The sequence below is a fragment of the Pseudomonas sp. S3E12 genome (assembly GCF_001702295.1).
Taxonomy (GTDB): Bacteria; Pseudomonadota; Gammaproteobacteria; order Pseudomonadales; family Pseudomonadaceae; genus Aquipseudomonas; species Aquipseudomonas marginalis.
This window is the reverse complement of sequence record NZ_MBDT01000005.1, coordinates 795,824-807,552: the sequence shown is the minus strand read 5'-3', so window position 1 is coordinate 807,552 and position 11,729 is coordinate 795,824. Positions and strand designations below refer to the sequence as shown.

16 protein-coding genes and 1 pseudogene are annotated in these 11,729 nt (G+C 60.9%); 9 read left to right on the top strand and 8 right to left on the bottom strand.

Features of this window, described 5'->3' with window-relative positions:
- Positions 1-67 precede the first annotated feature (67 nt).
- From BB029_RS08530 to BB029_RS08510, 5 genes are all read left to right on the top strand, one after another.
- The gene (locus tag BB029_RS08530) at positions 68-964 is read left to right on the top strand and encodes a LysR family transcriptional regulator (RefSeq protein WP_065938865.1); all 897 of its coding nucleotides are present in this window, start codon (positions 68-70) and stop codon (positions 962-964) included.
- Between the two features lie 164 nt (positions 965-1,128).
- Positions 1,129-1,311 carry a type II toxin-antitoxin system HicA family toxin gene (locus BB029_RS08525; protein ID WP_003189411.1) on the top strand — a complete coding sequence of 61 codons (183 nt, stop codon included), beginning with the start codon at positions 1,129-1,131 and terminating at the stop codon, positions 1,309-1,311.
- 22 nt (positions 1,312-1,333) lie between these two features.
- A complete protein-coding gene (locus BB029_RS08520; protein WP_053136883.1) occupies positions 1,334-1,744 on the top strand; it encodes a type II toxin-antitoxin system HicB family antitoxin in 411 nt (136 codons plus the stop codon).
- Between the two features lie 88 nt (positions 1,745-1,832).
- A complete protein-coding gene (locus BB029_RS08515) occupies positions 1,833-2,174 on the top strand; it encodes a hypothetical protein (protein WP_065938864.1) in 342 nt (113 codons plus the stop codon).
- A gap of 93 nt (positions 2,175-2,267) precedes the next feature.
- On the top strand, positions 2,268-2,768 hold the full coding sequence (locus BB029_RS08510; protein ID WP_065938863.1) for a methylated-DNA--[protein]-cysteine S-methyltransferase: 501 nt from the start codon (positions 2,268-2,270) through the stop codon (positions 2,766-2,768).
- Here the strand turns inward: BB029_RS08510 and BB029_RS08505 are convergent, their stop codons facing one another.
- Positions 2,769-3,551, bottom strand: a complete 783-nt coding sequence (locus BB029_RS08505) for a GNAT family N-acetyltransferase (RefSeq protein WP_065938862.1) — start codon at positions 3,549-3,551, stop codon at positions 2,769-2,771. It lies immediately after the preceding gene.
- Between the two features lie 178 nt (positions 3,552-3,729).
- Between BB029_RS08505 and BB029_RS08500 the strand changes: the two genes are divergently transcribed.
- The gene (locus BB029_RS08500; protein ID WP_027604355.1) at positions 3,730-4,155 is read left to right on the top strand and encodes a low affinity iron permease family protein; all 426 of its coding nucleotides are present in this window, start codon (positions 3,730-3,732) and stop codon (positions 4,153-4,155) included.
- A gap of 54 nt (positions 4,156-4,209) precedes the next feature.
- Here the strand turns inward: BB029_RS08500 and BB029_RS08495 are convergent, their stop codons facing one another.
- From BB029_RS08495 to fos, 3 genes are all read right to left on the bottom strand, one after another.
- Complete coding sequence (locus BB029_RS08495) at positions 4,210-4,737, bottom strand: DUF4142 domain-containing protein (protein ID WP_027604356.1); 528 nt, start codon at positions 4,735-4,737, stop codon at positions 4,210-4,212.
- A gap of 118 nt (positions 4,738-4,855) precedes the next feature.
- Complete coding sequence (locus BB029_RS08490) at positions 4,856-5,497, bottom strand: LysE family translocator (RefSeq protein ID WP_065938861.1); 642 nt, start codon at positions 5,495-5,497, stop codon at positions 4,856-4,858.
- A gap of 54 nt (positions 5,498-5,551) precedes the next feature.
- Positions 5,552-5,962, bottom strand: a complete 411-nt coding sequence (fos, locus tag BB029_RS08485; protein ID WP_065938860.1) for a fosfomycin resistance glutathione transferase — start codon at positions 5,960-5,962, stop codon at positions 5,552-5,554.
- A gap of 100 nt (positions 5,963-6,062) precedes the next feature.
- Between fos and BB029_RS08480 the strand changes: the two genes are divergently transcribed.
- Positions 6,063-6,302: a CopG family ribbon-helix-helix protein gene (locus BB029_RS08480; RefSeq protein WP_065928241.1), complete on the top strand. Its 240-nt coding sequence runs from the start codon at positions 6,063-6,065 to the stop codon at positions 6,300-6,302.
- Positions 6,292-6,576 (top strand): type II toxin-antitoxin system RelE/ParE family toxin, encoded by a 285-nt coding sequence (locus BB029_RS31900; protein WP_083236353.1) that lies wholly within the window; start codon positions 6,292-6,294, stop codon positions 6,574-6,576. The genes BB029_RS08480 and BB029_RS31900 overlap by 11 nt, the downstream gene beginning before the upstream one ends.
- 7 nt (positions 6,577-6,583) lie before the next feature.
- Here the strand turns inward: BB029_RS31900 and BB029_RS08475 are convergent, their stop codons facing one another.
- On the bottom strand, positions 6,584-7,492 hold the full coding sequence (locus BB029_RS08475) for a LysR family transcriptional regulator (protein WP_256558137.1): 909 nt from the start codon (positions 7,490-7,492) through the stop codon (positions 6,584-6,586).
- A 77-nt stretch (positions 7,493-7,569) separates the two neighbouring features.
- Between BB029_RS08475 and BB029_RS08470 the strand changes: the two genes are divergently transcribed.
- On the top strand, positions 7,570-8,058 hold the full coding sequence (locus BB029_RS08470) for a DMT family transporter (RefSeq protein WP_065938859.1): 489 nt from the start codon (positions 7,570-7,572) through the stop codon (positions 8,056-8,058).
- Here the strand turns inward: BB029_RS08470 and BB029_RS08465 are convergent.
- The 3 genes and pseudogenes from BB029_RS08465 to BB029_RS08455 form a co-directional block, all read right to left on the bottom strand.
- Positions 8,059-9,470, bottom strand: a pseudogene (locus BB029_RS08465) (MFS transporter).
- A gap of 59 nt (positions 9,471-9,529) precedes the next feature.
- Positions 9,530-10,471, bottom strand: coding sequence for a hydroxymethylglutaryl-CoA lyase (locus tag BB029_RS08460; RefSeq protein ID WP_065938858.1), 942 nt, complete (start codon positions 10,469-10,471; stop codon positions 9,530-9,532).
- Complete coding sequence (locus BB029_RS08455; RefSeq protein ID WP_065938857.1) at positions 10,468-11,661, bottom strand: CaiB/BaiF CoA-transferase family protein; 1,194 nt, start codon at positions 11,659-11,661, stop codon at positions 10,468-10,470. Before BB029_RS08455 ends, BB029_RS08460 begins: the two co-directional genes overlap by 4 nt.
- Positions 11,662-11,729: the final 68 nt, after the last annotated feature.

Sequence of the window (11,729 nt, the reverse complement as noted above, 5' to 3'; positions counted from 1 at the left end):
TTTATAGAATGGCCGGCAGGTCTTGAACCAATACCGAATTCGGACCGATTGATACCCAAGGATCAGGATGCTCGACCTACGCAAGCTGCGTTACTTTCTGACGGTCGCCGAAGAATTGCACTTCGGTCGCGCCGCCCTGCGCCTGCACCTTGCCCAGCCGCCGTTGACCCGGCAGATTTCGGCACTGGAAGCAGAGCTGGGTTTCAAGCTGTTCGATCGCACCAGCCGCACGGTGACGCTCACCGCCCAGGGCCGCGCGTTCCTGCCCTATGCCCGTGGCGTGCTGGAACAGGTTGAATTGGCACAGGTGATCGCCAGTAAATTGGCTGCTGGCACCGCCGGGCAACTGGCTCTGGGCTATGTGAGTTCCATCGCCCTGTCGGACCTTTTCAGCCAGTCAATCCAGGCCTTTGCCCAGCGCTTTCCCGATGTGCAACTGACCCTGGTGGAATGCGCCTCCGGCAGTCTCGGTGCGCAAGTGGCCGACGGACGGCTGGATATTGGCTTGAGCCGGCTGTTGCCACAAAACGACGCAGTGCAAACGCTGTCGTTGGGCGAGGAACCCTTGGTGGCAGCGGTGTCGAGTGACAGCCCGTTGGCCAGCCAGGCCGAGATCAGCCTGGCGCAGCTCAGTGCCTATCCTTTGATTCTGTTTCCAGCCGATTACGGCTCGGGGCTGAACCAGTCCATCGAGCAGCTTTACCGCCACCATGGCGTGCCCCTGCATGCCGGACCGACCGGACGGCAGATCACTTCGATCATTGCACTGGTGGCCGCCGGGCAAGGGGTCGCGCTGGTACCGGCCTGTACCCGGAGTTTGATGAACAAGGGCGTGACTTATCGGCCTTTGGTGGAGGCAGATGCGTGTGCGCGATTGTTGGTGCTGACACCGACCGAAAGACACAGTGTGTTGATTGACGCGTTTCTTGCCGTTATCGAAGAGGCATTACACATCCGGCAATGATCCGAAAAACCTCGCAATACCTCCCCAGAGCGCCGATCCCACTCGCTCTTACACTGCATTCACCATCTGCCGAAATACCGGTCATCGAAGACCGGTAGGTAGAGTGTTGATAATTTATTTTCAGTGGTTATAGTCACCACCAACACACACCACAAGGAGGTGCTGTGGATAGCCGATACTTGATAGGTCACATCGTCGCAGACGGCTGGTACCTGGTGCGCATCAGAGGCAGTCATCACCACTTCAAGCACCCGACGAAGCCTGGCTTGGTGACGATCCCCCATCCAAAGAAAGACCTGTTGGACAAAACCGCCAAGAGCATTTTGAAACAAGCTCTGTTGAGTTAATCGTCCCTGGAGGACAACGAACATGCTGTACCCCATCGCAATTTCAACCGGTGACCAAGACCACGCCTGGGGCGTGGAAGTCCCGGATATTCCCGGTTGCTACTCTGCCGGTGACGACCTGGACGACGCCATGGCCATGGCGCGCGAAGCCATCGAAGGGCACTTCGAAATCCTCGCGGAAGACGGCGCGCCGATCCCTAGCGCCCAGAAGGTCACCGTGCATGCCGCCAACCCTCAGTACGCCGGCTGCACTTGGGCGGTTGTAGACATCGATGTCACCAAGTACCTGGGCAAAGCGCAAAAACTCAACATCACGCTGCCGGGCTACCTGCTCAACCGCATCGATGAATATGTACTGCACCACCCGGAGGAAAAAAGCCGCTCCGGCTTCCTCGCGTCGGCGGCGCTCAAGGTGCTGCAACAGGATCGGTAGCTGCAACGGGAGCAAAGTCTGAATGCGGCACTGCATCCATAGCGTGATGATGTCGCTTCATTGAGCTTGCGGCGCCAAGGTTATTGCCATGATTGAACCCAAACAACACACATCCACACCCGTATTGCGCCAAGTGCTCGGCTGGGTGCTGGTGTTACCACTGCTGGTCGCGCTGGTGCGGCTTCCGTATCCCTTGGGGCTGGGGCTGGCGCTCGGATCCATCGCCGCATCCGTCTACGGCGTAGTGTTTGCCAGGCGCCATGCCAGCCGAGGCGTCACCGCATTCGCTGCAATCGTCACGCTGTTCAATCTGATTTCCCTGGTCGTCATCGGGGAGGCCTCAGTCATCATGGGGCTCTACAGGATTTCCTGGTTCTACTGGTACCCGTACTATTCCAACTGGGTTTACTGGAATTTCCAGGGCCAGTGAGAATTCCACCGCAAGAAACGTAGTGTTCAGTCCGGCGGATGGCATTACCGTAAGCCTGTAGCGTTTAACAACCGCCCTTCGAGGAGCCCGCTCATGTCCTACGAATACAAGCTCATGCCCTCCCCTGTCGGGGAACTCACCCTGGTGGCGCGCGATGGCAAGCTCAGTGCCATCCTGTGGGAAGTCGAGCGCGCCAACCGCGTGCGCCTGGGTCAATTGCACGAAGCCAACGACAGCCCGGTGCTGTTGGAAACCGAGCGCCAGTTGAAGGAGTACTTCGCGGGGACTCGCCACACATTCGACCTGGAACTGGATTTCGCCGGTACCGACTTTCAGAAACAGGTCTGGCAGGCGCTGCTGACTATTCCCTTTGGCGAAACCCGCAGCTACAGCCAGATCGCCCGACAAATTGGCAACCCGAAAGCCGTACGAGCCGTGGGCGCTGCCAATGGGCGCAATCCCATCTCGATCATTGCGCCGTGCCATCGAGTGATTGGTGCCTCGGGCACCTTGACCGGGTTTGCCGGAGGACTCGAAGCCAAGCAGTATCTGTTGACGCACGAGGACCGTGGTCAAGGAAAAATGACCTTCTGATCACTGGCCTGCGACCGGGCCACGGACAAAAGACTGGTAGTCGAATAAATCTTCGAAACCCAACTTGCGGTACACCGAAACACCCTGCGTCGTTGCTTCAAGAAAACAGCGCCGGGCCCCCAGGCTCGAAGCATGAAGCAGCGCGGTTTGAATCAGTTGCGTGGCATACCCCTTGGCGCGGAACTCCGTGATCGTGCCGACATCGTTAAGCCGGGCCTCTCCATTGCACATGGACAGCGTCAACGAACACCTCACCTGCCCCTCAGTGGACAAGGTGAAGTGGTAAAGCGCTTGACCCACGTCAAGCGCCCGCTGGTGCCGTGCCTGATAACGCGTAACCCATTCAGGCGGGAGCAAAAACGCATTGCCAAGGGGAGCCGCCCAGCCTTCCAGGTTTCGAGTCAAGCTGACCTGTACAGCGCTGTCACGCTCCGATGAAACAAGGCGCGACAGATCGAGGGCCATCGCCGTGGTCTTTTCGGCTGCCTGAAAGCCGAGCCCCATCAGCACCGTACCTACCTGCGCGACCTTTTCCTCATGAATCACGATGCGTGTATTCATCAAGATACAGCGAATCAGCTCCATGGGCGCCGCCATGGCATCCCCCATCGGGGTGCTGCCTATACGGATAAACAACAGGTTCGCAGGCTCGAAATACCCGTCGGTAAAATAAGCGTTGATACAGGCGTTGTAGCGACGATGCAGCGAGCAAGTGGCAGCGAAGTAATGATCTTCGGTCTGGTGATAAAGCGCGGTCAGGTCACAGTCGGCGTTAACGTGCATAGGGCGTTCCCGGATAAAATCCCAGTCTTGCCCCTCGCTCCATCGGCGTGCCGTAAGCTCACTCCTAAAAGTCCGGAAGAAAAACGCACAACGTTGTTCACACCCCAAGATGTAAAAAGAAATTTCAGAGCGTACCTGCGGTCAGTATTTTCATCACTCACCTTTAAGGAAAACGGTCATGAAATTCTCTGCAGTCTCACAATCCCTGTCCCGTTGGGCAGGCAGTGCCCGGACGTTCTATGCGGCGGTCGCGTTGATTTTCCTGTGGAGCTTGAGCGGTCCGTACTTCCACTATAACGACACCTGGCAGTTGATCATCAACACCTCGACCACCATCATTACCTTCCTGATGGTGTTCCTGATCCAGAACACGCAAAACCGCGATAACGACATCCTGCACATCAAGATTGACGAGCTGCTGCGCGTCTCCAAGGATGCGCAGAACGCCGTGCTGAGCCTGGATGGCCTGGACCGCAAGGAGCTGGAAAAACTGCGCCAGGAATACCGCAGCATCGGCAACACCGGCACCGTCAGCCTGAACAGCAGTTGCGGCCACGCGGCCGATGACGCAGCCCCGAACAAAACCGACCTGAACCAGGCGTAAAAAAACGGCGGTTGGATAGGATCCAACCGCCGTTTTTCATATCAAGCGAAGGGCTCAACCATCGCCTTGATGGCCCTTACCGTAGGTCGAGGCCAGGGCTCGGGCCTTTTGCAGGCGCTCTTCCAGCTTGGGTAGCGTCTCATCCACCAGTGCCTTGATTTCCGGCACATCCGAGGCCGCCCCTTCGCGCTTGAACAGGGCAATGGCGTCTTCGTTTTCCTTCACTTGCTGCGCGGTGTAGGCCGCGTCGAAGGAGTCGCCGTCCTTGAGTTCGGGCATCAGGGTTTCGGCCTTGTCGACGATCTTCTCCCGTGGGGCCACGGGCAGGTCGAGCTTCTTGGCGATCGCCGCCAAATGCTGGTTGGCCAGGGTGCGCTCGTTGATCACCTCGATGGTGTAGTCCTTGATTTCCTGGGACGAGGTTTTGGCGTGGGCCATGCGACTGGTTTCGATATCGGCCATGCCTTTGGCCGAAGCCTGCTCGATGAATTCAGCAGGCGACTGGGCGAAAGCATTGCTGGCGCCGAGGCCCAGCAGCATCGCGAAACTGGCGGTGCGTAACCGGATAGCCATGCGGCTCATGATGGGTTCCTCCAGGGCAAAAATAAGTGCGGGGAAAGACACCTCGCCCTGAATTCGAATTTTCAGGGCGGCAAAGGTTTAGAAAAAACTTGCCCGCGCGACGAACGGTCGTGCCCAGTCAGGCCGGTTTACTGCCGAACAGGCCTGGCAACGCATGGGCCAGGGCATTGATGGCGAAACCGATAAACATCACGCCGCAGAGCCTGGTGATGAGGATTTCATGGCGCTGATACACCGTGCGCACCCGCTGGGCACCGACCACGCCGATCAGGATCGCGTAGGCCAACAGGCCACCGACGAAGCTCAGGAAGATCAACGCCGGCAGCATCGACCAGGTCAGCAATTCGGAGCGACTGGACAGCAATGCAGTAAATGTCGCCACGGCCACCGGATACGCCTTGGGGTTGGTCAAGCCGAACAGGATGCCGTGCCAGAACGGATGCCGCGCCGCGCCCTGGGGGGCTTCACTGCTGCGACGCTGGGTACGAATCGCGCGCCAGCCGAGCCAGAACAGGTACAGGCCACTGAGCACGCCGAGCACATCGAACGCGCTGCTGCCGACTTCCCGCGCGCCCACAATCGCGATCAGCGCCGTACTGCACCACAGCACATCGCCGAGCAAGTGCCCGCACAGAAACCCCGCCCCCGCACGACGGCCGCGGGCGGCGCCGATGCCAAACACCGCCAGTACCCCGGGGCCAGGCGTAATACCGTAGATAAAACCCGAAGCGAGGACGGCAAGCAGCAAGGAGGGGGTCATGGTCGCGACTCTGACAAAGCATGGGAAGGTGGACGGATTCTGCACGTTCCTGCGCTATGGGTAAAACCGCATTCCCGCATAGGGCTGGTCGCGGCAAGCCAGCAGGCGCGAAGCCAGGTCGCCCACATGGGCTTCGAGCTTATGGCCGTCGGGATCAAGGAAATAGAACGAGGCGCCTTCGCTGCGATTGTCGCGCCACGCTTGCACCTCGGCGGAGCGCAGGCGCGAGACCAGCGCAGCGAAATCACTCGCAGCGACAGTGAACCCATAGTGGGTGTAATCGGCCGCCGGCTTCGAGTCGCGCAGCGGATCAAGGGACAGGCATAGCCATAGGCCCGGCAATGACAAATAGGCGCCGGTGTCCCAGGTGGCGTCGAGCTTGAGTTGCAACAACTCATGGTAAAACCCGACGCTGCGCTGCAAATCGGTGACCGACAGGGTCAAGTGATTGAGGCCTGAGAGCATGAGCATTTTCCTTATCGGATCCCCCTGACGAACGGGGGTAAATCATGAAGAGATGACAATGTAGTATGTTGCACTACATATCACTACATCGAGGCTCCCCATGTCTGTTATGTCCCTACGCATACCCGAAGACATCGCCGCCACGCTTGCCAGTCTCGCCAAGGCGACCGGGCGCAGCAAATCCTTTCTCGCAGTCGATGCATTACGCGAATACTTGACGCGCGAAGCGTGGCAAATCGAAGAAATTCAAAAAGCATTGAAAGAAGCAGACGCAGGCGAGTTCGCGACGGCTGCGGAGGTAAAAGCCGTTGCCGATAAATGGCGCACCAATGCAGGTTGAGTGGCTGAGGACAGCCCTCAAGAACCTTGATGATGAAGCCGCGTACATTGCGCAGGAAAACCCCAAAGCCGCCCATGAGTTCGTCCAGGCCATCATGGTTGGGCTAGGACATGTCGCCGAATTTCCTGCAATGGGAAAGGAAGGTCGAGTGCCAGGAACGCGGGAGTGGGTAGTGCCTCGATGGCCTTACATCGTTCCCTACCGGATTCGAGATGGACGATTACAAGTGATGCGAATTTTTCATACACGTCGCCAGCCACCGACATCCTGGTAGCAACCATTCAGCCCTGTAACCCTCCCTGCACCTGCCCAATCAACCACTGCAACCCCGAATCCCCGCCCCGTCGCGCATGCCATGCCAGTTCAAAGGTAAACGACGGAATATGAAACGGCGGCGCCACGGCGACCAGATGCGGGTGATCAATATTCAGCAAGCCTCGCGACGATACGGTGAGAATCAAGTCCGTACCCTCGATCAACTGCGGCGCCACGCCCCAGTGCGGCAGGCTGATCGCCACATGCCGTCGCTCGCGAATCGCGGTCAGTGCCCGCTCGATTTCCGGCGCACCGCTGCCGCGCATTTCCAGCAGTACGTGGGGGCGCGACAGGTAGGTGGGCAGGTCGAGCGCACCGCTCTGCGGCAGGCTGTTGCGGTCCAGCAGGCAGGTGTAATGCTCTTCGAATAACGCTGCGGTGCGCAGCTCGGCGGGCATGTCGGGGAACACGCCGGCAGCCAGGTCGATATCACCGTTGAGCACGCCATCCACCATGCCTTCGCGGCTGGCCTGGATGATTTGCAGGTCGATACCGGGCGCTTCACGCCGCAGGACGCGAACCAGACCCGGCAGGAAAATCGCCGCACTGTAGTCCGACATCGCCACACGAAACCGACGCTTGGCCGATGCCGGGTCGAAGCGATTCGGCGCCAGCAGCGCCTGCACCTGGGCCAGGGCTTCGGCCAATGGCGCCGCCAACTCCAGGGCGCGGGCCGTGGGCACTAACGTGCCGCCCTGGCGTACCAGCAACGGGTCACCCAATAAATCGCGCAAGCGCGCCAGCGCGTGGCTCACTGCCGGCTGGCTGAGGTGCAAACGCTCAGCGGCGCGGGTGACGTGTTGCTCACTGAGCAAAGCGTCAAGGACCACCAACAGGTTAAGGTCGATGCGGCGCAGATCATCCATAAGCTGCATGTTCCGTATAAAAACTTGGAATTTAAATTTGCGCAACGAATAGCCTAGAGTCCAGCAAAACCTCTGGGAGATTCGCCATGACGACGTTGCATTGGGCCGGTTTGTTGCTATTGGCGGTGATCGCCGGGGCGATGGTACCGTTTCAAAGTGCGATCAATGCCAACCTCGGACGCGGCCTTGGGCACCCGCTGTGGGCCACCCTGGCGTCGCTGCTGGTAAGCATCCTCGTGCTGCTGCCGGTGATCGTGGCGCTGCGCCTGCCGCTGCCCGGTCTCGCATTTATCACCAAGGCGCCGCTGTGGATGTGGGCCGGGGGCGCGTTTGGCGTGTGCTTTATCGCGCTGGCGTTGACGCTGCTGCCCAAGCTGGGCGCGTCGGGGTTTATCGCCCTGGCCATGGCCGGGCAAATTCTCGCGTCGCTGCTGCTGGATCACTTCGGCCTGTTTGGCTTGGCGGAGCGCCCACTGACAACGCCCCGAATCCTTGGCGCGTTGTTGTTGATGGGCGGCGTGGCGTTGATTCAGTTCAGCGCCACACCGGCCCAAGCGCTGACAACCGCCGGCTGATCAGGCCTTGTCGAGGGTGCGCAGCTTTTGCGGCAGGCCCCACAGCAGCAGCGCCGCCGCCAACAGCGCGCACACGCCGATCACATAGAGTGCCGGGGTGGTACTGCCGGTAAGGTCCTTGATCCGCCCCACCATCACCGGGCTGACAATCCCACCGAACTGCCCGAGGGTATTGATCACCGCAATCCCGCCCGCCGCGCCTGCGCCGGCACCGGCCAGCAACTTGGGTGGCAGGGTCCAGAAGGTCGGGATCGACGCGATGATGCCGGCGCCCAACATGCCCAGGGCGATGATCAGGAAGGTGGTGTGATCGGCAAAGATCCCGGCACTGAAGAAGCCCACCGCGCCCAGCACCACCAAGCCGCAGACAAACTTGCGGCGCTCGCCGGTCGCGTCCGACAGCCGCCCGATCACCACCATGCTGATCGCGCCGCACACATAGGGAATCGCGGTGAGCAGGCCGATCATCACCGGGCTTTGGGTGCCGGCGCTGCGAATCAGCTGCGGCGCCCAGAAGTTGAGGCCGTAAGACGCCACTTGGATCAGGAAGTAGATAAACCCGAGCATCAGGAAGCCGGGAATGCGGATCGCCGACAGCAGTGAGCCGCCATGTGTGTTCGGCTCATGCCGGGCAATGCGGCTCGACAGCAGGGTCTTCTCAGCCGGCGTCAGCCAGTGCGCATCTTCGATACGGTCCTTGAGCAGGGTCAGCACCAGCAAGCCCAAGCCGATGCAGGGCAAGCCGCCGAGCAGGAACAGCCAGTGCCAGCCGCGCATCTGCAGCACGCCGTCGAGGTGTTCCAGCACCAGGCCGGAGAACGGCGCACCTACCAGGCCGGCAAAGGCGGACGCCAGGAACAGCATCGAGGTAATGCGCCCGCGGAAGTGCTGCGGGAACCACAACGTCAGGTAATACAGCACACCCGGCGCGAAGCCCGCCTCCATCGCACCGATGATGAAACGCAGGCCATAGGCCCGCCTCCATCGCACCGATGATGAAACGCAGGCCATAGGCCCGCCTCCATCGCACCGATGATGAAACGCAGGCCATAGAACTGCCATTCGGCGGTGACAAACACCATGGCCGCCGTGGCCAGGCCCCACGACATCATGATCCGCGCAATCCAGCGCCGCGCGCCGACCTTGTACAGCATCATGTTGCTCGGCACTTCAAAGATCACATACCCCACCACGAACAACCCGGCGCCCAGGCCGTAGGCGGTGTCGCTCAGGCTGAGGTCGGCCTGCAGCTGGAACTTGGCAAAGCTGATGTTGATGCGGTCAAAAAACGCGAACAGGTAGCACACCATGATCAGCGGCATCAGGCGCCAGGCGACCTTGCTGACCAGGGCTTTTTCGGCATCGATTTCAGCGGCCGGGCGCGCGCCGGCCTCCAACGTATGAGTGCTCATGGTTTCTCTCCAGCGGACTGCTCACAGGCGTCCGATTGTTTTTGTTGTCTGGTATGGCGTTACAAGGCGGCGATGTAGTCCGGCGGCGGATGCAGGTCGCAATTGCGCCCGGCCTTGGCCACCTGGCCGGGTAATTCATGGCCCAGCAAGGCCGGCAAGCGGCGGGACAGGTTCAGCAGGTGCGGCAGGTCGACTCCGGTGTGAATGCCGACCTCTTCACACAGGTTGACCAGGTCTTCGGTGCAGATATTGCCCGACGCCCCCGGCGCAAACGGGCACCCACCCAGGCCACCCAGCGCCGCGTCAAAACGCCGGGCCCCGGCTTCGTAGGCGGCCAGCACATTGCACAGGCCCAGGCCGCGGGTGTTATGGAAATGCAGGGTCAGGTCGCTGGCCGGCACGCGTTGCAACACGCGCTTGACCAGGCGCTCCACCTGGCGCGGGTTGGCCATGCCGGTGGTGTCGGCAAGGCTGATGCCCTGGATGCCGAGTTGCAGATAGGCGTCGACCAGTTGCAGCACGCGGTCTTCATCGATCCTGCCTTCGAACGGGCAGCCAAAGGCGGTGGCGATGCTGCCGTTGAGGCGTACCGGGTGCCCGGCCGCAAAGCTGACGATCTCGCCGAATGCCGCCAATGACGCCTCGCACCGCATACGCATATTCGCCAGGTTGTGGGTCTGGCTGGCCGACATCACCAGGTTCAGTTCGTCGGCGCGCGACTCGACGGCGCGCTGGGCGCCCTTGAGGTTAGGGATCAGCGCAACGTAGATCACCCCGGCTTTGCGCGCGATGCCCTGGAACACGTGTTCGCCATCGCGCAATGCAGGGATGGCCTTGGGTGACACGAAGGAACCGGCTTCGATCCGCGAAAAACCGGCCAGGGAAAGCTGGTCGATCAGGGCGATCTTGTCAGCGGTCTCGACCCAGGTCGGTTCGATTTGCAGGCCATCGCGCGGGGACACTTCCTGCACGATCAGCGGGTCGGAATAGTCAGTGATCATTGCACCACTCCCGAGGTTTTCAGGCGTTGGATGTCGGCAACCGTAAGGCCCAGGCTGCCGAGGATGTCATCGGTGTGCTGGCCCAGGCTCGGGCCCTGCCAGTTCACGGTGCCTGGGGTTTCCGAGAGCTTGGGCACGATGCCGGGCATCTTCACCGACACACCGCCCGGCAGCTCGGCATTGAGCAACATGTCGCGCGCCTGGTAGTGCGGGTCGCTGACGATATCGGCCACGGAGTAGATGCGCCCGGCCGGCACTTCGGCGGCTTCCAGGGCGCTGAGCACCTGCTCGATAGGCAGGCTGCTGGTCCAGTGGGTGATGGCGGCATCGAGCAAAGCGCTTTTCGCCGCACGGCCATCGTTGTGGGCGAATTCGGCGGCTTCGGCCAGGTCGGCACGGCCGATGGTGGTCATCAGGCGCTTGTAGATCGGGTCGCTGTTACCGGCGATCACCACATAGGCACCGTCGGCGGTCAGGTAGGTATTCGAAGGTGCGATACCGGGCAAGGCACCGCCGCTGCGCTCACGCACGTGGCCGAGCATGTCGTATTCGGGCACCAGACTTTCCATCAGGTTGAACACGCTTTCCGCCAGGGACACATCGACAACCTGCCCGTCGCCTTGGCCGGTCTTGACCCGCAACAACGCCATCAGCGCGCCGATCACGCCATGCAACGACGCCAGGGAGTCGCCGAGGCTGACGCCGACCCGCGCCGGGGGCGAATCGGGGTTGCCGGTGGTGTAGCGAATCCCGCCCATGGCTTCGCCGATGGCACCGAAACCAGGGCGGTCGCGGTACGGGCCGGTCTGGCCGTAGCCGGAGATACGCACCAGGGTCAGCTTGGGGTTGAGCGCGTGCAGTACGTCCCAGCCCAGGCCGAGTTTTTCCAGGCCGCCGGGGCGCAGGTTTTCGATCAGCACATCGGCGTCGCCGAGCAGCTGCTTGATCAGGTCCAGGCCTTCAGCGGACTTGAGGTCCAGGGCCAGGGATTTCTTGTTGCGCGATTGCAGGTACCACCACAGCGAGGTGCCTTCATGCAGCTTTCGCCATTTACGAAGTGGATCGCCCTGCCCCAGGGCTTCGATCTTGATCACCTCGGCACCGAACTCGGCCATCAGCCGGGCGGCGAACGGCGCGGCAATCAGCGTGCCGATCTCGATCACCTTGATACCGCTCAAGGGAGCCGTCATGGGGTGTACCTCTTATTCTTGGAATGTGCAGCCAAGGCTAGAGGACAGGCACAGGAAAAATCCAACCG